Source organism: Pseudoalteromonas sp. APC 3358 (genome assembly GCF_030408075.1).
Lineage (GTDB): Bacteria > Pseudomonadota > Gammaproteobacteria > Enterobacterales > Alteromonadaceae > Pseudoalteromonas > Pseudoalteromonas arctica.
The window spans coordinates 135,322-157,177 of sequence record NZ_JASDCE010000008.1 but is presented as its reverse complement, the minus strand read 5'-3'; the positions used below and the strand labels follow the sequence as shown (position 1 = coordinate 157,177).

At 37.6% G+C, this 21,856-nt stretch carries 23 protein-coding genes; 10 read left to right on the top strand and 13 right to left on the bottom strand.

Annotation, left to right across the window (positions count from 1 at the left end; genetic code table 11):
- The first annotated feature begins 112 nt into the window (after window positions 1-112).
- The 5 genes from QL995_RS13745 to QL995_RS13725 all read left to right on the top strand — a co-directional run bounded on the left by QL995_RS13745 (window position 113) and on the right by QL995_RS13725 (window position 5,302).
- Window positions 113-1,375, top strand: coding sequence for a hypothetical protein (locus QL995_RS13745; RefSeq protein WP_290294403.1), 1,263 nt, complete (start codon window positions 113-115; stop codon window positions 1,373-1,375).
- 2 nt (window positions 1,376-1,377) lie between these two features.
- The gene (locus tag QL995_RS13740) at window positions 1,378-1,824 is read left to right on the top strand and encodes a hypothetical protein (protein ID WP_165726070.1); all 447 of its coding nucleotides are present in this window, start codon (window positions 1,378-1,380) and stop codon (window positions 1,822-1,824) included.
- Window positions 1,811-3,439 (top strand): sensor domain-containing diguanylate cyclase, encoded by a 1,629-nt coding sequence (locus QL995_RS13735; RefSeq protein ID WP_290294402.1) that lies wholly within the window; start codon window positions 1,811-1,813, stop codon window positions 3,437-3,439. The genes QL995_RS13740 and QL995_RS13735 overlap by 14 nt, the downstream gene beginning before the upstream one ends.
- Window positions 3,440-3,601: 162 nt before the next feature.
- Window positions 3,602-4,303, top strand: coding sequence for a metal-dependent hydrolase (locus tag QL995_RS13730; RefSeq protein ID WP_024593761.1), 702 nt, complete (start codon window positions 3,602-3,604; stop codon window positions 4,301-4,303).
- 396 nt (window positions 4,304-4,699) lie between these two features.
- Entirely contained in the window at window positions 4,700-5,302 is a 603-nt protein-coding gene (locus QL995_RS13725; RefSeq protein WP_290294401.1) for a thiamine biosynthesis protein ThiC, read from the top strand.
- A 263-nt stretch (window positions 5,303-5,565) separates the two neighbouring features.
- Here QL995_RS13725 and QL995_RS13720 read toward each other — a convergent pair whose 3' ends face one another.
- The 6 genes from QL995_RS13720 to QL995_RS13695 form a co-directional block, all read right to left on the bottom strand.
- Window positions 5,566-6,051 (bottom strand): hypothetical protein, encoded by a 486-nt coding sequence (locus QL995_RS13720; RefSeq protein WP_290294400.1) that lies wholly within the window; start codon window positions 6,049-6,051, stop codon window positions 5,566-5,568.
- 257 nt (window positions 6,052-6,308) lie between these two features.
- Window positions 6,309-7,283: a transposase gene (locus QL995_RS13715; RefSeq protein WP_290294399.1), complete on the bottom strand. Its 975-nt coding sequence runs from the start codon at window positions 7,281-7,283 to the stop codon at window positions 6,309-6,311.
- A 574-nt stretch (window positions 7,284-7,857) separates the two neighbouring features.
- Window positions 7,858-8,301 carry a hypothetical protein gene (locus QL995_RS13710; protein WP_290294398.1) on the bottom strand — a complete coding sequence of 148 codons (444 nt, stop codon included), beginning with the start codon at window positions 8,299-8,301 and terminating at the stop codon, window positions 7,858-7,860.
- Window positions 8,302-8,406: 105 nt separating this feature from the next.
- Entirely contained in the window at window positions 8,407-9,498 is a 1,092-nt protein-coding gene (locus QL995_RS13705; RefSeq protein ID WP_290294397.1) for a putative phage abortive infection protein, read from the bottom strand.
- 131 nt (window positions 9,499-9,629) lie between these two features.
- On the bottom strand, window positions 9,630-10,364 hold the full coding sequence (locus QL995_RS13700) for a hypothetical protein (RefSeq protein ID WP_290294396.1): 735 nt from the start codon (window positions 10,362-10,364) through the stop codon (window positions 9,630-9,632).
- Between the two features lie 271 nt (window positions 10,365-10,635).
- Window positions 10,636-11,235: a cold shock domain-containing protein gene (locus tag QL995_RS13695; RefSeq protein ID WP_290294395.1), complete on the bottom strand. Its 600-nt coding sequence runs from the start codon at window positions 11,233-11,235 to the stop codon at window positions 10,636-10,638.
- Between the two features lie 429 nt (window positions 11,236-11,664).
- Here QL995_RS13695 and QL995_RS13690 point away from each other — a divergent pair, with 429 nt between their 5' ends.
- Window positions 11,665-12,285 carry a trimeric intracellular cation channel family protein gene (locus QL995_RS13690; RefSeq protein ID WP_002961255.1) on the top strand — a complete coding sequence of 207 codons (621 nt, stop codon included), beginning with the start codon at window positions 11,665-11,667 and terminating at the stop codon, window positions 12,283-12,285.
- A 71-nt stretch (window positions 12,286-12,356) separates the two neighbouring features.
- Here the strand turns inward: QL995_RS13690 and QL995_RS13685 are convergent, their stop codons facing one another.
- Both QL995_RS13685 and QL995_RS13680 read right to left on the bottom strand, forming a co-directional pair.
- Window positions 12,357-12,866, bottom strand: coding sequence for a YetF domain-containing protein (locus QL995_RS13685; RefSeq protein ID WP_290294394.1), 510 nt, complete (start codon window positions 12,864-12,866; stop codon window positions 12,357-12,359).
- Window positions 12,867-12,892: 26 nt separating this feature from the next.
- Window positions 12,893-13,258: a hypothetical protein gene (locus tag QL995_RS13680; protein ID WP_290294392.1), complete on the bottom strand. Its 366-nt coding sequence runs from the start codon at window positions 13,256-13,258 to the stop codon at window positions 12,893-12,895.
- Window positions 13,259-13,467: 209 nt separating this feature from the next.
- On the opposite strand from QL995_RS13680, the gene gloA reads away from it, so the two are divergent.
- The 4 genes from gloA (at window position 13,468) to QL995_RS13660 (ending at window position 16,864) form a co-directional block, all read left to right on the top strand.
- Entirely contained in the window at window positions 13,468-13,995 is a 528-nt protein-coding gene (gene gloA, locus QL995_RS13675; RefSeq protein ID WP_002961250.1) for a lactoylglutathione lyase, read from the top strand.
- Between the two features lie 92 nt (window positions 13,996-14,087).
- Window positions 14,088-14,480 (top strand): hypothetical protein, encoded by a 393-nt coding sequence (locus QL995_RS13670; RefSeq protein ID WP_290294391.1) that lies wholly within the window; start codon window positions 14,088-14,090, stop codon window positions 14,478-14,480.
- Window positions 14,481-14,649: 169 nt separating this feature from the next.
- Complete coding sequence (locus tag QL995_RS13665; protein ID WP_007586773.1) at window positions 14,650-15,279, top strand: response regulator transcription factor; 630 nt, start codon at window positions 14,650-14,652, stop codon at window positions 15,277-15,279.
- A complete protein-coding gene (locus QL995_RS13660; RefSeq protein ID WP_290294390.1) occupies window positions 15,266-16,864 on the top strand; it encodes an MASE1 domain-containing protein in 1,599 nt (532 codons plus the stop codon). The genes QL995_RS13665 and QL995_RS13660 overlap by 14 nt, the downstream gene beginning before the upstream one ends.
- Here QL995_RS13660 and QL995_RS13655 read toward each other — a convergent pair.
- The 5 genes from QL995_RS13655 to bioD all read right to left on the bottom strand — a co-directional run bounded on the left by QL995_RS13655 (window position 16,861) and on the right by bioD (window position 21,810).
- Window positions 16,861-17,403, bottom strand: coding sequence for a hypothetical protein (locus QL995_RS13655; protein ID WP_039487923.1), 543 nt, complete (start codon window positions 17,401-17,403; stop codon window positions 16,861-16,863). The two genes, QL995_RS13660 and QL995_RS13655, sit on opposite strands and share 4 nt — an antisense overlap.
- A gap of 201 nt (window positions 17,404-17,604) precedes the next feature.
- On the bottom strand, window positions 17,605-18,123 hold the full coding sequence (locus QL995_RS13650; RefSeq protein WP_290294389.1) for a hypothetical protein: 519 nt from the start codon (window positions 18,121-18,123) through the stop codon (window positions 17,605-17,607).
- Window positions 18,124-18,341: 218 nt separating this feature from the next.
- On the bottom strand, window positions 18,342-19,205 hold the full coding sequence (gene htpX / locus QL995_RS13645) for a protease HtpX (protein ID WP_007586783.1): 864 nt from the start codon (window positions 19,203-19,205) through the stop codon (window positions 18,342-18,344).
- Window positions 19,206-19,413: 208 nt separating this feature from the next.
- Window positions 19,414-20,997: an FAD-dependent oxidoreductase gene (locus QL995_RS13640; protein WP_290294388.1), complete on the bottom strand. Its 1,584-nt coding sequence runs from the start codon at window positions 20,995-20,997 to the stop codon at window positions 19,414-19,416.
- Between the two features lie 129 nt (window positions 20,998-21,126).
- Window positions 21,127-21,810 carry a dethiobiotin synthase gene (bioD, locus tag QL995_RS13635; protein WP_290294387.1) on the bottom strand — a complete coding sequence of 228 codons (684 nt, stop codon included), beginning with the start codon at window positions 21,808-21,810 and terminating at the stop codon, window positions 21,127-21,129.
- Between the last annotated feature and the right edge of the window lie 46 nt (window positions 21,811-21,856).

The window sequence follows — 21,856 nt, the reverse complement described above, 5'->3', positions numbered from 1 at the left end:
TTTTTAGCTTTGCCATGCTAACGCCTTTGGTAAAATCTTATGTTGAGTAAGTTGGTAATTTTAAAAAATGTGCTATCTTTTTATTATCCATATCATAAAAATAAGCGCTAACATGTTGTTCCGAGGTACAATTGCCATAGCCATATTGGTAATTTCTGCTGCTAATAAAAGCGATGCAAATGAAATAGACGTGCAATTTAGTGGTTTTGCATCTTTAACACTCAGTTACACTGACGATTCAGATATCGGCTTTGCATCAAATTATTTAAACGAAAACGATACCGGTTTTTCAGTAACGCGTGATTCAATTTTAGGTGGGCAAGCTAATATCTCGCTCTCAAAAAACTGGGACTCTGTGGTTCAAGTAGTAGTACAAGATCATAGCTTCAAAAGTCTTGATAACTTTTTAGAACTCGCTTTTATTCGTTATCGCCCCTCGCGCCACTGGGCTATTCGTGCTGGCAGGCTAAACAGCGACCTTTACTTACTCTCTGAATATCCTTATGTAGGATACGCCTATTTGTGGATCCGCCCTCCTCATGAATACTACTCTTTTGCAAACATTGCAGGAAATTACGACGGTGTGGATATTGAATACAGTAAAGCCATTGATGAAGGTTTTTTACGTTTAAAGCTCGCATATGGAAGCTCTACAGCAAAGTTAAAAGCCTATAATGATGACTTTTTTATTGATTTTGATAATTTAACCACCTTTAGTGCCACCTATTCTCTAGATGCATGGACCGCACGTTTCTCTTTATCTAAATCAGATTTTGGAGGCTATAAGTTAACCTCATTGGATGATTTTTTAGCCTTACTAGACGCAGTACCACAAAGTATATGGCCACAAGCACAAACGATATCTAACAAATTTAATACCAAAGGCCACAGTATAGAATACGCGGCGTTTGGACTAACCTACGATCATAATAATTGGCTTATTCAATCTGAAGTAGGTATTTCAGAATCCGATTGGATAATAGCTCCATCAGTACTCAATACTTATATTAGCGCTGGTTATAGGGTAAACAATGCAATATTTTACACTAGCTTTTCAGCAGCAAAAAATCGTCACGATGTTATACAAGTAAACGAACCTGTTTTTTCACCAGGCATACCCGATCAAATTTCAGAACCAATACAACAGCTAGCACTTGCAACACAGGCTGCTATTAAGGTGCCTTATGTTCATCAGCATTCAATTAACATAGGTGTAAAATGGCAACTGTCGGAGCGATTAGCGCTAAAAGCTCAACTAGACCGCTTTGATATAAAGCCCGAAGGCGCGGGTTTATGGAGTCTTAGTAATCCTGCCGATGTCGACAAAGGCCACAAAGTACATATGCTCAGTTTGAACGCTAGTATGGTATTTTAACAATGATGAGCTATCGTAACTCACTCCTTTATGTGTTGCTGCCGCTATGCCTCCTGCTTGTTAGTGTTAATGCCAAATCTACAGAGTTTGTAGTAGTGGTAAATAAAAGCAATACAATTAACGCCTTGTCTAAACGCGAAGTTATTGATATTTACATGGGCCGTTATTTAACGTTTCCTGATGGTGAAACCTCTAAGCCACTTGATTTACCGGCGCAATCAACATTAAAAAATGATTTTTACCTGCAACTAGTCAACAAAGATGAGCAAAAAATTAATGCTTATTGGGCAAGGTTATTATTTTCAGGGCGTGCAAAGCCTCCATCACCGTCAACATCCGTTGAAGATGCGTTAAACAAAATAGCTGCATCACAATTTGCAATTGGTTATATTCCTCAATCGCAAGTTACAGACGCAGTAAAAGTGGTATACACATTTGATAAAAATTAGCCAAGCACTCTACGTACGCGTTGCTCTATCAATCGCAATTGTCGCCATTGTAGTTACATTAGTATCGTCAACACTTTCTTATTACTCGGGTCTTAAAGAAAAGAAAAACACCAATTACCTACTCGTGCAGCAGTTAGCACAAACAATGGGAAAAACAGCCGCCATAGCAGCCTACCTAAACGATCGTGAATTAAGCCAAGAAATTATTAATGGCTTGCTAAGTAACGACTTAGTGCAAGGTGCAAGCTTAGAAGGAGAAGTAAACCCAAAAGGAGAAATGGATTTATTTATTGCAAGTGGCTCTACTAACAAGAAAAAAGAAGCTGTGTTAATTAAATTAGTTCACCCCTTTATAGAAAACACTTTTATAGGTGTACTGGCCATATACCCCGACGATAACTTTATTGAACAACAAGCACAGTCATCACTTATAAAAGAATTTATTTTAATGCTGATTCAATCAATCGTCATCGCTTTTTTTGTGTCGCTGGTTGTACGCAAATGGCTCACTCAGCCTATTCAAAACCTAACAGACAGCTTTGCGACAATTGATCCTACCAATCCCGAAACCATGACAATGCTAGAGTTTAAGCAAGGTAAGCGAGACGAAATAAGCAGGCTAACGCAAGGTATAAACGCCTTAATGCATGAGTTAAAGCTAACCATTAGTAATGAGCAATCTCTTCGTAAAAAAACTCAAGAACTAGAAGCTAAATTTAGACTTATTTTTGAACAAGCCAGCGCCGGTATTTGTTTATTAGATGACAAAAATATTATCACCACCTTTAACCCCGCGTTTAAACATTACTTTACCGTACCCGGCGAAGAAGAATTATCAACCTTGCACTTTCCTGCTCTATTAAATAACGTTGATGAATTACAAAACCTGCTTGCAGATATACGTTGTGATAAAAACCCACCACAAGCAACCCTAGATATAGAGTGCAAAGTGGGATATAAAACCATTTGGTTGCACTGCTTATTTGTAAGACTAACAGAGCAACGTGAAACAAAGCGAAGCGTTCAACAAGAACACTTAGTTGAAGTAATTTTACATGATGTAACTGAGCGCGCCGAACGCGAATTTCAAACTCGCTTTGAAGCCGATCACGACCCACTTACTGACCTACTTAATCGCCGTGCCGGCGAAAAGCGTCTTAAAAAAGCACTGCGCGAGTGCATTAAACACAATCAGCACCTAGTACTAATGATGATTGATTTAGATAAGTTTAAACCCATTAACGACACCTACGGCCACGAAGCCGGTGATAAAGTACTTATTGAAATAGCACACCGATTTAAAAAGCACTTTACCCAAGAAACCGATATATGTATCCGTCTAGGCGGTGACGAGTTTATAGTTGCAAGGCAGGTTAATACCTACAACAAAGCAGCCACGCGTGAGCAATCCATCGCTTTGCTAAATGAGCTACAACAAGACATTTATATTTCACAAAATAAAACATGCGCCGTGGGTGCAAGCATTGGTATTGCAGTCGGCCCTAATGATGGTGATGAACTACTCGAATTAATGATCAATGGTGACAAAATGCTCTACCACGTAAAAGAAACAGGTCGAGGGCAAATTGCATTTTATGACGAGTTTAAAAAGTAAGATGGTTAATTGAGCTCTTTCAACGCAGTTAGCACTAAAAATGGCTACTAGAGAGTGATTTATAAGCAGAGCCAAGGTTATTTAAGCCCAATTTTTAAAGAACATTGAACAATAAACTTTTCAATTGATAGAATGCCCTACTTTTTCCCATCAAGAGATACAATGGCAAACTTCAATACTCATCTTAATACTGCCGTAATCATCACAGGCTTAGCCTCAGCCACCTTATTATCTGCAGGACATATTGAATTAAAGGGCGCACTCTGGTTATGGTTTTTAGGCTCAATCGGCGGCTTATTACCCGACATAGATTCAGATAACTCAACATCACTCGATACTATTTTTAACTTATTCGCACTCAGCGCTGTATTACTGGTACTGCATTACATAACCACCGAGCTCATTATTGAAATTAGCTTTATCGAGTTAATCGTAGTGCCATTATTGGTTTACGGATTTATGAAATATATTATTAGACCCATTTTTGAATGGATCACAGTACATAGAGGTAGTTGCCACTCTTTACTATTTATACTGTTATGCGCGCTATTAACGACTCAAGTAACATGGAAACTGAATGACCAATCAACCACACAAGCAGCTGTCTTTGCCTGGTTAACGGGTGGGTTTATTTTATTAGGCGGATTAATTCATTTATTGCTGGATGAAATTTACAGTGTAGATTTAAGTAATGTCAGAATTAAACGCTCTTTTGGCACCGCTTTAAAAATAGCTGACTTCGATAATAAGTTAATTACGCTAGCTTCAATTATTGCCATTGCAGGTTTAATCTATGTTGCGCCCCCTACAGAACAAACTATCACAGCGTTAAGTGATTGGTCTCACTTTATATTTCTATCTTAACAAAGTAGGTTTTAAGCTCTTTTACAGCATTGCCTGACTACAATAAGTGGCTTTTTAAAAGTCGCTTATGTCCATTACTAGAATACGTGTAAAATGCCCTCTTAGTAATCTAAAAGTTAATTCACTAAGAGGGTGTGAGACCCAGCGTTTTTAGAGGCATAAATGGCTTGAATCACAACGACTTTGCCGATTTAAGTTTTAATTAAAATCCGTAGCTTGAGCCTATTTGTTATTAATTATTACTTTTGTAGGTTTGAGTGAAATAATTAAATAGCTTTACCTGTCTTATAGCTACAACGATAAACGCTATTTAAATACAAAGACTAAGCGGTTTGATACATTCAAACTCGCAACACCTGTTGAAAGCGTCAAATATAAAATCAAAAGAGGTCCATAATGGAATTTACACATAAACGCACCACCCTAATTACAGCATCGTTATTGTTAATATTAGCGGTATCACAGGGTATTTATTCAGCCCTTTACAGTGCTGAAATTAGCTTTTCAAGACAGGTGGCTTGGGGGCTAGAAGCGCTAATATTTACTTTACTTGTTGCCTTTGCAGGCACGGCTATGGTGCAAGCAAAAAACGCACAACTAGGTTGGTCGGCTATCGCGTTTAGCGCAGTACTTAATATAGTGCAGGTAAGCGTTGGCCTTACTTTATTTTCTACATTTGGCAAAGTTGCAGGCACAGTAGAAGGCGCACAACCTTTAATTAGTGGCGTGGTGTCTCTATCATTCATGATTTACTACGCAGCTAAATTATTATTGGGATTAGCAGCACTTGTTTTTGGCCTGTCTTTTATCGCTAAAGGCGGCAAAGCAATTGGTAGTATTACAGCCCTTGCAGGCGCAATTGCAATGTTAGCCAATGGTATTTTAATTACCTTTGGTCGTGATGGATTTATGCCATCAGGTGTTGCTGGCGCTTCAGGCATGATTGCAACGTTACTTTTAGCGATATGTTTAATTAGTCTTAACCGTAAACAAGACTAAGGCTTAATACCTTATTAGTAAGGTAGTTACTTAAATAAGTTATGAACATCGGCGTGTATTAGAGTGCTAATTCGCCGATGTTTTGCGTTTAAAGTGACGCCCACTTTAAACTTAAAACGTTCGACTACCGCATCCCAAGTTAATGCCCTCTTCGCAATCTAAAGGCTAATTCACAAAGAGGCTATGAGGCGCTACGCTTTTAGAGGAGATAATAGCTTAAATCAAAACTTAAATGGGTCGACGATCCCTTTGGGTGTAAATCCTCAATCATTTTCTATAAATAACTTGGTGATATAATTATTGCCGTTATCTTGGATATAATGGATTTCAACATAACCTCCATTAAAAATAACCTTATCGTTATATTTCAGATTTGCAAAAAAATATGGTTCCGTTTGATAGTTATTATATTTAAAAAGCACTCCTGACACTGAAAAGCTCTGTGTTCGACTTGCTCCTTCTTTTTCTACTAATTTTTCAATTTCGCCTGTTACAACTCTCTGCTCAAGCGATTTTATTTTAGTTATATATTGCATTTTTGAATATAAAGAAGCTGTAGAAGCAAGGTTGTAAATAATAAATATAAAAAATAAGACGAAGAAATTAAACTTAAAAAAAAGTTTAATGTATAAATCGTATAATTTTTTGAGCTTCCCAATAAAGATTAAACTGATAACTAGAAAAAGCACATATGGCAAAAACTCAATGCAATTAAAGCTTATTGTTGTTTCATAGTAAATTTCCATCATATGCACTTAAAAGGTCTCAACTTTGACACGACTAAATCAACCACCGACTAAACTAGACAGCCACTTTAATTGAACAAACAAAACTATACCAAAAAATTCGCTCTTCAAGTTCAAAATTTATCTTTTATGAGTGGGTCACTTTATTTCATCCGTTAAATAAGTAATTAGCCCTATTAAAGCTAAATTACACGCATGAAAATAACAGCATAATGCAGTTGTGATTTATTACTGAATAGTTTTACTGAGTAGCTTAAGTTTTATGCGAGTAGCTTTTCGCAATTGCTAATATTTGATCGCCGTTTACGCTTTAAATTTTCACAGTAACTTGCTTGTGAAGTGGGTCTGCCTACTGCACCATGAAATACGCGCGTAAATTGCGTAGTCAGTTTTAGCCAGTTCTCTGGGGATATATTAAGCCTTTCTAACAAAGGAAGGTTCATATTATCAATATGCCCGCGTTTATCTTCTCGTATTATTCGCCCTGTTAGCTCAACAAGTTCAAGGTACGATTTAAGCTCAAACGGCAGCCCTTTGGGCATAATCTGACGAGGCATACCAGTAAAACGTAGTAACTGTTTTGGTTGTTTACCTTCTGCTGCGCATGTTAAACGCTTTTGTACACTGGTATGGTCTGACTCTTCTGGTGTGTTAGCCATTTTTGCTCTAATGGGATTTAAATCGACATAGGCCATACACGCTGCAAGTGCTGCTTCATCTAGTAATGCCTGCGATTTGAATCGGCACTCCCAGAACCTACCAGTGCAGTTGTCTTCTTTATTTGCTCTGCGCGCAATGTCTTCATTTAAGAGCCGCATAAACCAGCTGATACTTGATAGGCGTTCGCGGTATTGTTTAACCGTTTGGTTGAAAAAGATGAGCTCAACTTTACTTAACTTCTCACCTCGAACATATTTCTGCGTTAACACTGTGCCTTTACACAGTTTATGCCAGCGGATAACAATCGCTTTATCATTCAGCCTGTTTGCTTGATTATCATCTACATACAGGACTAAGTGAGTGTGATTACTCATAACAGCATAAGCACACACATCAATACAAAATACCTTTGCTAATTCAAGCAGCTTATCTTCAACCCACCCTCGTCGATGCTCGTAAGATTGACCAGTAAAACGGTCTTCTCCACATAAAAATGCACGACGAACACAGCGCGAAATACAGTGATAGTATTTTGTATCAACCAAACTTACTTGACGCTTTCTTGCAATTGCCATAAGACACCCTGCTCGTTTTTTGCACTAACTAAAACGTAGTCCTAAATTTTGAAAAGAGCAAAATTTAGGATGGGTGTCATGTTTATGTTTCCTGTAATCTAAAGTTAATTCACAAAGAGGCTATGAGGCGCTTCGCTTTTAAAGAGGATAATGGCTTATATCAAAGCGATTTAACTCAGTTAAGCTTTGGTGTGTGAAGTCAAGATTTGACTTCATTTATTCTCGTAAATTCTTGTTACTTACGCTTTTTAATAAATCGAATTTCGTAATGATATAAACAGGTTCTTTTTTACATTCGACTTTATAAAGATATTGATTTTTAAGAAAATTAGTTTTTTCTTTTATTAAACTAATTTGCTCCCATGGTATTAAAAAACTCCTGGGAAATAGTAAAATCAACATCCGTTTTTGGCTTATAAATATACCTTGCTGAAATGATTTGATATTTAGCCAAGTCCGATATTCACTGTTTTTCTCACGAGAAATATCTGCCACATTCGTCAAGTACATACTGCTTGATTTTAAAAGTGAGGAATCAGAAATAATTAAATCCGTTTTATATTCTCTAGCTAGTTTAGGGTAATACCCAATAATGCTTTGGATATAATTGACTAAAATATAGAACAATAAAAATAAAATTAAGCATATAACAAAGTCCATTTTTTAATACTCCGAAAACTTGCTCTGCACTGCTGACTAAGCTGAAATTTAAGATGGGTGTCTTGTTTATTTCTGCACTGGGAAATAGTAAAATCAACATCCGTTTTTGGCTTATAAATATACCTTGCTGAAATGATTTGATATTTAGCCAAGTCCGATATTCACTGTTTTTCTCACGAGAAATATCTGCCACATTCGTCAAGTACATACTGCTTGATTTTAAAAGTGAGGAATCAGAAATAATTAAATCCGTTTTATATTCTCTAGCTAGTTTAGGGTAATACCCAATAATGCTTTGGATATAATTGACTAAAATATAGAACAATAAAAATAAAATTAAGCATATAACAAAGTCCATTTTTTAATACTCCGAAAACTTGCTCTGCACTGCTGACTAAGCTGAAATTTAAGATGGGTGTCTTGTTTATTTCTGCATAGCACCTCCATCGTGCTGCTCAACGCCTCAATCAGTCGAAGCGTCAGCGGTCGGCTGCATTGATTTGTTAGGGCTGAGATTATAGGGCACGCCGCCGTTAGTGCCGAAAGCCCCACCATAGTACTTCTTCAGATTAACGCCTATCTCCTTCTTTTCTTTGTACTGCAAAAGCATGTCTTCACTAGCTATTGCTACTTTAGATCCAGCTAATGAATAGCCATCCTTGCGCTTTTGTATTGGCAGGTGCTCTAACATTTGAAACTCCACCAGAAGGTTTTTAAATTGCCCTGAATCTGACACACTCTCTAGACAATTAACAAATAATAACGCTAGTTCTTTCGTAGAAAGTTGTGCTCTAAGTATGCTTGAGTACTTTCTCTTTTCTTCGTAGGTCAATTTATTTTCTTCGTAACCATCAATAATTTTAAGGGCTTGATATAGGTTCCTGAAATAGTGACCTAGTATGTGATTGTGATGTTTCTGAAGGTTTTTATAGCGGTCCAAAGCATCATCTGGTGTTTTTGCCTCTACAGATAAGAAGGTCAAAATTTCCTCAAAGACAGCTCGTCCTTCAACTTTAGTTTTTTTAGAGGATAAACTTTCACCCAGTTGAGAATAAACAAGAGACGCAGTAATTCCCTTGAGAGCTCTTTCAGCCTCACTCTTATAACTTAATTCTTCTAGATCAACCTTTAGGTTATCTACAATTTTATGGTGCAGATCCAGAATATTGAAAAAAGTCGTTTCGATAGCTTGTGTGCTAAGAGCATCAGCAGTCTTTTCGTATTCATGGCGGGCCAAACGGAGTTCTTGTCGCTGAATCACAATAGTGGCTATTAGACCGAACAGCGTAAAGAAAGTTAGTATCGGATTTAGGACTCCACCTAAAAAATCACCAAACACTCCACCTCGATCAGTGAACGTTATCAATGCCAAGTTAATTATTAACAACAAACCAGCACTTAACACTGCGAACGAAAGTACTTTAAATAATACCTTATTGAGACTTAGGCTTTTTTTGTCTCCATCGGACTCAGTGAAAATGGCTTCAAAATCAGGGTACTTTTGATCAAGATAGCCATTCAATCCGTTAAGCCTGTTTTTAAACCAGTCCTTCATCGTTTATTTCCTGTTCAGAAAGTTTCGCGGGTTTGAGCCCTAACGCTTTGCTAAGCGGCAATAAAATAGTTGGCTAAAATTAGCGAGGAACGAGCAAAAGCCAACTGTTTTTTGTCCGTTTAAGCAACTTGTTAAGTTTCGTTTTCAGCATGCCATTTTTTTGCATGTTCTAATTCATTTTTTACCCATTCAGGATTATATATTTCAAATTGCACATGATTTGGGTTGCCTAGTGTAAAAGTTGGTTTTACTAATTTGGCTCCCATTTCCCCAGCTACATCAAAAAATGCTTGTGTGACTTTCTCCCAAGCGGATGCTGCTAGTACAGTGATTTCATCGTCAGGAAATTGCTCTAACTTCCATTCTCGCTGCACACATGTATATTCGCCACCTCCATCTTCTTCGGTATATAAAATACCGAGGAAATCAACATCTTTAGCAGCGTAATTAATATACTTTTTAATTCCTATTTCGCTATCACTGAGCGGGTCAATAGGAAAACCTAAACCCAATTTCATACCTCTACCACGAGTAAATCCAACACCAGCCTTGCTTGCAGGCTTTAACATAGACTTATGTACAATTATGTCGCGCTGTTTATAAAGGAAAGATATTAAAGGATCTTTGGATAATTCTGCCTTCTTAGCTGTGACCACCTTTTTAAGCCCTTTATCACCTTGTACTTCCATCGTGACTAATTGCATGATTTCTTTTAATGCTCTCAAAAAAGAGTTTAAAGACCATCTAAATTTATCAGCTTGATGGTAATTTTCTTCCATTAATCGAATAAACCATGCAGCTTCATCAATTCTATCAAATGAGGATGATAAGGAATTGAATATTTCTTTATTTGGACAACTATCCACGTTCACCTACTTAGAAACTTAACAGCTTATTGAACCCCACTTTGGGGGGTTATAACACCACAAAGTGGCATATATTACGTTGTTTGATATTCACACCAAACAACTCATTTATAAACAGGTAATTACAATTGCTACTCAGTAGCCTTTATTATTTAACCCCAAAACTAATTTTAATAATGTTATGAGGCAAATTACGATTAACTGTACTTATATTCAGCCATAAATTAATTCTATTTTTTCAACCTAACCTTTAACTAAACGATTTATCAAACTACCACTCATTTTTAAACCGAGAATCGTTCTCACAAGGGTCACCATCGTGATCACCATCCATTTTTGTATTTGGGCAGTTATTAATAAAAAATATTGCTTCGTCTTTAGATGTCATTTGGCTGCAGTGCTGCCTGCCATCACACGTAAAATTTTGCGTGCTTTTTGGAATAACGATTTTTGGGTGTTGTTCATCAAAGGTGGCTAAATCATCATTCATAATAACGGGAGTTTGGCTACTTGAGTGAGTGTTGTATTTATTAAATGCATATAAACAAAGCACAGCGATAAGACCAATTGAGGCAACTTTACCTAAAAAGCTACTGGCAAAGTTAGATTTAGCCATACGGTAAGGCTGTTGATTGTGTTTTTGGTAAGGTGCTTTAAGCTCTGCAACGCCTTCTATGCGGCAGTTAACTGCTTTGGCTTTACCGTCGGGCTGTGTTGCAACTTCAAAGTAAATAGTGTCGCCCACTTTAGGCTTGCGGCTCATGTGTTTGAGCGCTGATATGTGTATAAACGTGTCGTGTTCTAGGGTATCTGATTTAATAAAACCAAAGCCTTTATCGTCCTTCCACGCTTTTAACAATCCTTTGTGCATGTACCCACCTGCTCTGCTTAAGCTGCGTTTTACGCAAATTCCATTTAGTTAACACTTGTTATTATACGTTCCTAAATTAAAACCATGCAACTACTTATTCATATTGCGTTAATTTTAAGTTCTATCTATTAAACTTAACTATTAAATTATCTATTTAACTAAGTTATTAAATTCAGCTAAAAATAAACATGCTAAAAACAACTAAACCTCAACTTATTTTATTTATAATTTACGGCCAAATGTCCTTTAATTCACATCAACCATTACGCACGCACCTACCAACTTAACAGCTTGTTTACACTAGGTTTTGTCATTAGCTATTTCTATCTGAATTAACCGTTTTCAGTACGATTTTTCATTCGTTATTTACTTAATTTATCTATACAATCCACACCTTATTTTTACGCACGTATTTTAAGTGATTATCTCATGCTATTAACGATTGTTTATATTATTGGTATTACCGCAGAAGCCATGACTGGCGCACTTAGTGCAGGACGAATGAAAATGGATTGGTTTGGCGTAGTGCTAGTAGCCAGCGCCACGGCAATTGGCGGTGGTAGCGTTCGAGATATATTACTAGGCAATTACCCGCTTACGTGGGTACAACACCCAGAGTATTTATTAATTACCTGTATTGCCGGTATTGTCACTACGTGGCTGGCTAAATGGGTAGTTAAATTTAAAGGCATATTTATGCGCCTAGACGCCCTGGGTTTAGCTGCCTTTAGTATTATTGGCTGCCAAGTGGGGCTAAATATGGGCCTACATTACGGTATTTGTGTAGTGGCTGCGGTTGTTACGGGTGTTTTTGGTGGGTTACTGCGTGATTTAATATGTCGCCAAGCACCGTTGGTATTACATAACGAGCTATACGCAAGTGTATCGTTACTTGTAGCGTGCTTGTACTTAGCACTACACCATTACAATATTGACGATAACATCAGCATTATTGTAAGCCTTGTTGCAGGCTACTTAATACGTATGGCGTCAATACGCTTTAAGTGGCGCTTACCTACCTTTAGTTTATTAGAGCAGCACGCTAAATAAAAATAAGCTTTAATACTAAATAAGGCAGGTAATATACCTGCCTTAGTTAATGTAACTATTAGCGTATTAATTTAATGCCCGCTTACATCACTTAACGCGGTTTTTAACCCGCTGTTATTTTGCTTAAGTACGCTAAAACTGCCATCGGTTTCTAACACTACTGCGGCTACATCTTCTATGGCTAGTATGCCTGCACCACGAATAGCGGCGCGAATTTCTGATTTTGTTACCCGCTGCGATTTAAGTGCAGCAGTGCAGTATTCACCATCACTCAGTAAAAGCGTGGGCTCTGCTTTTATAAGCGCAGCAAATTTTGACGAGCGCACACTAAACCACGTAATCACATATTGCAGCCCTATTAATATTACAAATGCAAGTATGCCCTCAGCTAACGGAACACTTTTTGAAATAATAACAGACGCCAATATAGAGCCCAGCGCAATGGTGACTATAAAGTCGAACACGTTCCACTTTGAAAGCGTACGTTTACCCGATACACGCAGCCAGAACACCAGTGCAATATAACCCAGTACGCCTATTGTAAGTACACGTAATAACCCCTGAATATCATCGTAAAACATAATGGCTCCTTTTTTGTAAGTGCTCGTTATTTACTTACATTTTTTAATCTAATTAATTGCTTAATACCTAAAAACGTACCAAGTGGAATAAATAAAATCCACAGGTAGGCATAAAATTTTGAAATATTTATAAACATGGCTGAGCTGTTTATGTTTATGTTTTTATTTAACCTACTATTTAGCACGTACGTATTTATAAAAAGCCCAATTAAAGCAGGAATAATTTGTATAAGTGATACAACAATGGCTGATGAAATATGCCCCGCCATTAACTTAGGATCGCCACCAGCAAATACTGTATACGCATTATAAAACCCACTAAAAAAACTCGTGAGTGCGAGTAATAAAAAAGCCTGTAATATTAGACTTAGTAAAGGTAAAAGTGTTTTCAAAAAACGTCCTAGTTTGTGTTAATAATATGCACAAGAGATGTTTAACAGCCCATTAGTTTTAATTATACGCTTTGCAAATACTGTGCTAGTAATTTAAAGGCAATTATAACGCGTTGAATTACCTAGAATGGTTTTAATTTAAGTGGCGGTTGATTATGATGGAACACGTAATACTTACACCCTTTTTATAATTTTCAGTAAGGATCACCATGTCTAACTATAACGAATCTCCAGAACAAGTTGAACAGGCCACTCAAGGCTTTGTTATGCAACAAACTATGTTACGTATTAAAGATCCAAAGCCGTCGCTTGAATTTTACCAAAATGTATTAGGTATGAAGCTGTTAGGTAAGTATGATTTTCCTGGTATGAAGTTTACGCTTTACTTTTTAGGCTACGAGCAAGAATTGCCACAAGGTGATGATAAAACTAAAGCAGAATGGGTGTTTCGTCGCCCTGCGCTAATTGAGTTAACCCATAACTGGGGCACTGAAAACGACGACAGCTTTGAGGGATACCACAGTGGTAACCAAGAACCTAAGGGATTTGGGCATATTGGTATTAGTGTACCGGATGTTTACGAAGCCTGTGAGCGCTTTGCAAAGTACGATGTAGAGTTTGTAAAAAAACCAGATGATGGCTCAATGAAAGGCTTAGCATTTATTAAAGACCCTGACGGCTACTGGATTGAAATACTATCTGCCGAAGGTATTACTGAGATTATTCTTTCGCAATAACAATGAGCTGCTATAGTTTTTGATAACTAATTTTAGCCTGCGCTTTCAATGCTGGGCTAAAATTGCATGGATAAACTATAAGGAAAGTAAAAATGTTAAAAGTAGTAATTGTATTCGCAACCTTCTTAGGAGGTTGTAGTTCGATGGTGACCCTCCCAAGAGATAATAAGGATGCCCTTCGCTATTCTCCTGATATAAAAGAAGATAATTTAACTTTTAACGCTAATTATCAGGCTCTTGTTAAATGTTGGGATGAAAAAGCAGAAAAACAAAAGGTTAACTTTTCAAATGCTACTTATACCAATATATATTCGGACTTGGGAGTTGCTGAAATAACCGTGAGTTATGATAACTATTACTACTTATTTATTGAAGTTTTGAAAGTAACAAATGATAAAACTACAGTTAATGCGTATGGAATGGGAGAAATAGGTAACTCGAACATTCCTAATTGGCTAAGCATAATGAGAACTTGTGCTAACTAGTGATAAGCAAAATACGTAAACAGGTATCGTTAAAATCTCCACCAGCAACTAATTACCAATTTAGAACCACTGGTTTTGTTACCTTGCTTTTAAGTGAGGTAACCCATTTAAAACGTTTTAGGTAATTAGTTACCCGCCCGCTGTATTTTAAGCATAAAAGGAGATTTAAATGCTCATTGGCATCATAGAAGATCATCAATTAGTAAGAGACAGCTTTAAAAAGCTTTTAGAGTTACAACCAGATTGGAAAGTAATTATTGAAGCCTGCAGCGTAACAGAAGCCAAGCTGGCTGTAGAACTTGAACAACCTGATATATTTATTGTTGATATATCACTTAACGGGACTGAAACCGGCCTTTCTTTTTTATCGTACCTTGAAGAGTCTTTCCCGCATATTAAAAGTATTGTGGCCTCCATGCACGACCACGAACCTTATGTAAGCAATGCTTTGCGATTAGGCGCTTTGGGTTATGTGTCTAAGCGTTCTGCCTCTGATGAGCTAATAGATGCAGTTAAAGCGGTCGCTTTAGGTAAAAGGTACATTAGTGAAGACGTAAATTTTTCGATGAGTAGCGAAAATTTAGCATTAACTGTACTTACTAACAGAGAGCTCGAAGCCCTTCCGTTATTTTCTAAGGGGTTAAACGCTAAACAAGTGGCGCAAATACTCGAAATAATGCCTAAAACAGCACATGTACACAAAGCAAACATATACAGCAAACTTAATGTTACTACCTCGTTTGAACTGCTAAAAATTGCAATTGATGCAGGAGTAATACAGTTAGATGAACTTACCTAACGTTTCTTCTTTATCTAATGTTAGTTTTACTACCGCATACAAAGAGGTAGCTAAACAGTTATTGGTGGGGCTAATTTACTTTATTGCTTCACTCGCCGCTTTTTGGGTTAGCCAAAACCTTGAAACCGTACCCGAGAGCAGCGCGATATTTATTCCCGCAGGCGTAAAAATTGCGTTTTACTTACTTACTCCAACACGCTATTGGCTCACCTTATGGGTTGTATCGCGCGCTTTAGCTGCGCAGCTTGGTTTAACATACAGTGGGGTTTGGGAGTTTGATTTATTTCATGGCTTTTGGCAGGAACTTTGCTTTATAGCGCTTGTTTATGTGTTTAAAAATAGCCGTTGGCCGCCAAGCATTAATGACAGCCTAGGTATACTTTCGTTAATACTGCTTTGTGTTGCGAGTACATCTATAAAGTGGTTTTTGTTTGCCAGTGCATTTGAATTTACAAATGTATTGGTTGCAAAAGAGCTACTGCAATATCAGTTAAACATGTGCTTGGGCGATATTACTGGCTCGCTGTTAATTGCCCCTTTTATTATGTTAATTTACGATTCTAAATACAGCTTTAGCAAAATCAGGCTGACTAAGTTATTTGGCCTAGTAGCCACTTTAGTGTGTTTTATATTAATTGTATTTTTTGTCTATGCGGTTCGCCCAGACACCTACCCGCTATTAAGGCTTGCATCGTTATTACCTATTATTTGGTTTTCGTATAAGTATGGCTCGTTAGGGGCTGTAAGCAGTGCAGCGCTAATTAACGCATTAATAATAATTGAAGCAAGCATTACACACGAGCCTAGCAATACCTACATTAGCCAGTTATTTATTTTAGCAAACGCAATTACCAGTATGGTTTTAGGCGCTGCAATTACAGAGCTTAAACGTAAAAACAACGAGTTAAAGCAAACCAATAAAGAGCTTAAAGAGCAGCTAACTCAAAACACGGCGCTGGCTGCCAAAATGGTGTCGGTGCAAGAAAACGAGCGAAAGCACCTTTCGCAAGAGTTGCATGACGAATTAGGGCAAAACCTAACAGCATTAAAAACAGATTTAGCTATTTTGTCGCACCTTAGTAACGAAGATACCCAATCGTTTGTGACTACATTAAAAAACAATGCTAATTCGATGTATGACTCTGTTTATCAATTAATGCATTATCTTCGCCCGCGTGAGTTAGATGAACTCGGTTTAGAAAAGGCAATAACACAAGGGCGACTAAAAAGCTTACTGCACAAGGCAAATATTAAGTATCAGCCACAATTTAAGTTAGATAATAGCCTTTCAAAAGATCACGAAATAGCTATTTACCGAATTTGCCAAGAAGCAGTAACCAATTGTACGAAGCACAGCAATGCCAGCAAACTGGTTATAAATATAATAAACAGCGACGAATTTATTGAGTTAACAATTAGCGATAACGGGACTTTAGTAACACCAACAGATAACTCAGGTCACTACGGTTTGGCGTTTATAGAGGAGCGCACTACGGCGTTAGGCGGGACTTTTAAGGTGTTTAAACAAAATGGCTTTACCATTAAAGTAAAGCTGCCTTTGAGTTTTGATGGCGCAATTAATTAGCAAACATGAACTTGTTTGGTATAAAACTTTTGCCTTAATTGGCCTTCGTCAAGGTGGTCGGAATTAACTTGGATCTCGGCTTGATTACCTAATAGCTGTAATAGCATGCCTTTTGATATTAGATAGTTGCCTAAACTTGATTTTACAATGACTTCTTTGCCTATGGCTTCTTGTAAGCGTGGCGTAGGTAGGCTCGGATGGCTAATTGGTTTTAAGCCCTCAGCTGAGGTAAATAAGTTTATGCAATGCTCTTTAGCGGCAACAATGCTTTCGTTTTTACTTTTAATTACATCAACATTATTTAAAAAATGAATTAGTGCTTGGTTAGCCCGATCAAACTCTGCTGATACGTCATCTATATTGCGGGCGGTTGCCCATTTGCGCACAACTATATATTCGTTTTTTTTAACACGAATTAAGCTTATTGAGGCTCCGGTCATTCTGCTATTCCACTCAATGCGGTAGCAATCAGTCCCTAAGCTGTGAAGCAACACGCTCATGCTTCCAAAATCCTTTGTACTTTCATCAATCAAGCTCATTTTCGATCCCTCACTTGCAAGTTACAAGGAGTGTATAAACGATTGCTTAAGTAATAAATCATCCATATTCTTAATCGCTCTAGGAAAATGGCTTATATAAATTTTGGATTTAGTGGCTTTTAAGTTAATAACTAATATTACAAACAAAAAAGCGAGTGGTTTAGCTAACTGCTAATAATTAATTTGTAAGTGATTTATAGCTTATTTATAAGCCCAGGCATCGGTTATTGTTACTTGGCAATTGTTATAACTGGCCGCTTTTTTTTGCGCAATACCTCTTACTCTAAAGTTTGTTGAGTCATTAGGAAGTATAAGTAGGTCTTCGTCGGTTATTGATAGCGTATCGACTAGCGTGTTTTGATCTGTTAAAAAATCGACCTTAAACTTTATATTTTTAAACGAAAAGTTTGACTCGTTTTTTACCTGCCCTATGCATGCAACATACAATGCATCGTTTTCATTTTTAGTATGAATTTGGCTAACATTAGCGATTAAGTTTTTTTGTGCTTGATCTTCAAGCCCTGCTACATAAATATTTTGATAAAAAATAAACCCAAAAATACCAACAATACTAAGTGCTAATGCACCAATAATAATGGGGTTGTTTTCTAAGTTAGAGTATTTGGCTTGAAGTGAGGTGCATTGTGGGCATTTTTTAGCCCGTGAATCTATAGCGCTAAAGCACATAATACATTCTTTAGTGTGTTGCACCTTTTCCATTACAATAAGCATCCTTGTTAAGTATTGCTGGCTTTAAAGTATTTTACTTTACTCGTACCTAGTAACCCCGTAAACACATATAACTTAAAAAAGTAACTATTTTATAAAGCAACACAAATAACTGTATATAAACACAGTACGTGCGGTTTTAGCATTTTAACATAAAAATAAAAAAGCCAGCAGTTAAGCTGGCTTAGAATATTTACTAACTTACATAGTTACTTACGTAGTGCATCTATTCGCGCATCAAGCGGTGGGTGCGATGAAAACAGCTCAGCCATGCCTTTGCCACTTGCAATACCAAAGGCCATCATTGAGCCTTCTAATTGCGAAGGATGGTTTTGCTTTAATCGCTCAAGGGCTGATCGCATTTTATCAGCACCAACTAGTTTTGCTGCGCCGCTGTCGGCTGCAAATTCACGTTTACGGCTGTAACTAGCAACCACTATGCTTGCTAGTACACCAAATAATACTTGGAATAACATATCGAATAAGAAGTATGTCCAGCTACTGCCGCCCTCTTCTTCATCGCTATTAATAAAGTTATCTACTATGCCAGCCAATACTTTTGCGGCAAATATTACAAAGGTGTTTACCACGCCTTGTATTAGCGTAAGCGTTACCATGTCGCCGTTAGCAATATGCGATACTTCATGGGCAAGTACGGCTTCGGCTTGATCTTTGGTCATGTTGTGCATTAAGCCTGTGCTTACTGCCACTAATGAGTTGTTTTTACTTGGGCCCGTTGCAAAAGCGTTCATTTCTGGGCTGTCGTAAATAGCCACTTCTGGCATTTTAATACCAGCTTTTTGTGCTTGCGCAGATACCGTTTGTACAAGCCAATGTTCGGTTTCGTTTCGAGGCTGCGTAATTACATGCGCGCCTGTTGATTTTTTAGCGATCCATTTCGACATAAATAACGAAATAAACGATCCACCAAAACCAAATACGGTGGCTATAAGTAAAATTCCGCCAAGGCTACGATGGCTTAAGCCCAGCGCGCTCATTATTATTGAAAGCACTACACCTAATACCAACATAACTGCTAGGTTGGTTAATAAAAACAAAAATACACGTTTCATATTGTCCTCACAAAATAGTATTGATCACTGAACGATTAAAATATTTTGTATTAAATCGGCTAAAGCAATCACGACAAAATGACACACTATGTCATTTTGTTAACGCTATTCTGTGACAAACTATGTCATAACACAAGTATTATTTTTATGTTTATTAATAATTTTTTATGTGGATTTTTTACCATTATTTAAGCATAAAGCGTGTGGGCTAAATAGCTTCATGCAGGCTGTTATTTACGCCGGCCATTTCAATTGGAAATCCACGTTCACCTGCCAATACACGAGCTACTTCGCCAATATTTTCGCGGCTATTATGTTTAAGATATGACCATTGATGGGTACTGCGATGATGATTTATAGTAGGATCGCTGCTTAATATTCCCAATTTTATAAACTCAGCCACTATTTGATCTGCAGCTATTAACGTTGACGATGCTTTTACATTTTCAGCCCGTGCATAACTAATATGAGAATATAAACTTACATCGGCTACGCGCAAAGTGTCGTCATCCCCTGGGATTTGTTGCCCGCCAAACAAGGCATTATTTTGTGTGCTAGCACTTTTAAACGCGGGTACAAACTCGGCTACATAATCAATTGCTGTTTGGGTGCGTGTTTGCAACGCTGATTTGTCCCAGCCATCTTTTATATAATGCAGATATTTATTGGGAATTTTAGGTTGTGCGCTCATTGGCGTTGCATCAGCTAACCCATCATTAAACAATGTAATGTTGTTAGTCATGCCATGTATTTGAAAATACCCGTTAGGGTAAGGCGTTAGCTGCGCCATGCCCTCTGGCGTACCACGGTTTCCATAAATAATTATTTCGGGTATTTGCCCACCAGCATCTTGCCAATGAGTGATGTAAGAGGCTTTAAATTCAACCATACGTTTAACATCGACGCCAACCAAGTCATCAATAATACCGGTTTGAAAACCACACGCGTTAATTAGGTAATCTACCTCAATGGTTTGTGTATCAGCTTGTGAATCAGTTTGCGTGTTAAGATTTGGCTCTGATTGATATTCAATGCGCCACTTATGTGTTTGCTTATCTTTATTGGTATTTATAACTGGCGATACATTTTTAACGCTGGTGCTGGTTAAAACGTGTGCATGTTTATACTCGGCAAGCGCGAGTTGAGCACTGGCCGATAAACGAAATATATTCCAACCATATTCTTGAGCAACAATGAGTGGGAACTTTAGCTTATCTAAATCTAAATGCTTAGCGACGGGTATCATCCACTCATCTAACGACGTTGGCTTGGCTACTTGTTTTTGCTTAGCAAGCTTTAGCATTTGTGCGCGACTATATAACTGATAATAATGCTCTGGCTCGCCTAATACTTTATTAGCGCTGTCTTTTTCAATAAGCTCGCTGTAGGCTTTTACTAATTTATTTAAACGCGGAAATAAGTCCTCGGGTGAGTCGTCATCGCGCTTAGGTACGGCAAATACTGTAGGGCGAACATCGATGGTGTGAGGATAAAGGCGAGCAATATCTATACATTGCTTGAGTAAATCTATGCAGTCTTCGTCGGATATTTCACGATATAAATTGCCACCTGCGTGCAAATGGCACATTGGAGGGCCATCAATTAACGACTTTTTCTTTTCAAGTACGTAAGTTTCTAACCCTAATGCAGCAAGCCTAATAGCTATTGTGGCGCCTGCTGTACCCCCACCTATTATGCCTACGCGCTTTTTAGGTAAGCCATTGTTTAGTGCTTTTGGCTCAGCGCTTACGTGCGCATCTGGGGCGTAGCTTTCAATAAATGGGTGCGTCATATAGTCGTTATGTCCTTAGTAACTTAGTAACATTGTTTTTGAGCAAGCTTTGTATTTATATAGGTTTATATGTGTACTAAGGCTGACTATTTCAAGATTTACCTAAAAAAGTAACTTTTTTAAAACCGCTTAAGTGTTTATAGATAACGCACTAAGCAAACTTTTGTATATTTGTAACTTAGGAGTTTGTTCGCTGTAGGGGCTTATGGCAAGTATTGGAAACGGTAAACGTGCTTTAAGTGTATCGAGGTTTGCTTGGTATTCGTCCATATTTTTATCAACTTGGTTTGCAATCCAACCAACGCAGTTTATACCCATACTTTGCATATGCGCAGCGGTTAGTAACGCATGATTTAAGCAACCTAGCTTCATGCCTACAACGAGTATTACCGGCATCTTTTCTGCTTTAACCCAGTCGTATAAATAATCGTTTTTATTAATTGGTAATGCCCAGCCTCCAGCGCCTTCGGTAAGTATGTAATTAGCGCCCTGCTGTTTTACATCTTTATAAGCATCACTTAGTTTATCTACAGTAATACTAACTCCCACTTGCTCAGCGGCTATGTGCGGCGCAATAGGTGGTGCAAACGCAAACGGATTAACTACGTTGTATTTAGCGCTCACTGTTGCACTTTCCATTAGTATGAGAGCATCGGCGTTTACTAGTTGATCGAACGCCATTTCGCAGCCAGCAGCAAGGGGTTTAAAACCAATGGCTTGTTTTTTGTGTTGGGCAAGTAACTTTAATAGCAAACTGGTAACGTGGGTTTTTCCGGCATCGGTGTCGGTACCTGTTATAAAAAATTCTTTCATTACTTTGCCTTATGATCTGAATTTAACTTTGGTTTAAGTTTGGTTT

What these genes read in the sequence shown, in the direction of transcription:
- QL995_RS13745 (WP_290294403.1), top strand. Translation starts at nt 113, where the DNA reads ATGTTGTTCCGAGGTACAATTGCCATAGCCATATTGGTAATTTCTGCT.
- QL995_RS13740 (WP_165726070.1), top strand. Translation starts at nt 1,378, where the DNA reads ATGATGAGCTATCGTAACTCACTCCTTTATGTGTTGCTGCCGCTATGC.
- QL995_RS13730 (WP_024593761.1), top strand. Translation starts at nt 3,602, where the DNA reads ATGGCAAACTTCAATACTCATCTTAATACTGCCGTAATCATCACAGGC.
- QL995_RS13725 (WP_290294401.1), top strand. Translation starts at nt 4,700, where the DNA reads ATGGAATTTACACATAAACGCACCACCCTAATTACAGCATCGTTATTG.
- QL995_RS13720 (WP_290294400.1), bottom strand. Translation starts at nt 6,051, where the DNA reads ATGATGGAAATTTACTATGAAACAACAATAAGCTTTAATTGCATTGAG.
- QL995_RS13715 (WP_290294399.1), bottom strand. Translation starts at nt 7,283, where the DNA reads ATGGCAATTGCAAGAAAGCGTCAAGTAAGTTTGGTTGATACAAAATAC.
- QL995_RS13710 (WP_290294398.1), bottom strand. Translation starts at nt 8,301, where the DNA reads ATGGACTTTGTTATATGCTTAATTTTATTTTTATTGTTCTATATTTTA.
- QL995_RS13705 (WP_290294397.1), bottom strand. Translation starts at nt 9,498, where the DNA reads ATGAAGGACTGGTTTAAAAACAGGCTTAACGGATTGAATGGCTATCTT.
- QL995_RS13695 (WP_290294395.1), bottom strand. Translation starts at nt 11,235, where the DNA reads ATGCACAAAGGATTGTTAAAAGCGTGGAAGGACGATAAAGGCTTTGGT.
- QL995_RS13690 (WP_002961255.1), top strand. Translation starts at nt 11,665, where the DNA reads ATGCTATTAACGATTGTTTATATTATTGGTATTACCGCAGAAGCCATG.
- QL995_RS13685 (WP_290294394.1), bottom strand. Translation starts at nt 12,866, where the DNA reads ATGTTTTACGATGATATTCAGGGGTTATTACGTGTACTTACAATAGGC.
- gloA (WP_002961250.1), top strand. Translation starts at nt 13,468, where the DNA reads ATGTCTAACTATAACGAATCTCCAGAACAAGTTGAACAGGCCACTCAA.
- QL995_RS13670 (WP_290294391.1), top strand. Translation starts at nt 14,088, where the DNA reads ATGTTAAAAGTAGTAATTGTATTCGCAACCTTCTTAGGAGGTTGTAGT.
- QL995_RS13665 (WP_007586773.1), top strand. Translation starts at nt 14,650, where the DNA reads ATGCTCATTGGCATCATAGAAGATCATCAATTAGTAAGAGACAGCTTT.
- QL995_RS13660 (WP_290294390.1), top strand. Translation starts at nt 15,266, where the DNA reads ATGAACTTACCTAACGTTTCTTCTTTATCTAATGTTAGTTTTACTACC.
- QL995_RS13655 (WP_039487923.1), bottom strand. Translation starts at nt 17,403, where the DNA reads ATGAGCTTGATTGATGAAAGTACAAAGGATTTTGGAAGCATGAGCGTG.
- QL995_RS13650 (WP_290294389.1), bottom strand. Translation starts at nt 18,123, where the DNA reads ATGGAAAAGGTGCAACACACTAAAGAATGTATTATGTGCTTTAGCGCT.
- htpX (WP_007586783.1), bottom strand. Translation starts at nt 19,205, where the DNA reads ATGAAACGTGTATTTTTGTTTTTATTAACCAACCTAGCAGTTATGTTG.
- QL995_RS13640 (WP_290294388.1), bottom strand. Translation starts at nt 20,997, where the DNA reads ATGACGCACCCATTTATTGAAAGCTACGCCCCAGATGCGCACGTAAGC.
- bioD (WP_290294387.1), bottom strand. Translation starts at nt 21,810, where the DNA reads ATGAAAGAATTTTTTATAACAGGTACCGACACCGATGCCGGAAAAACC.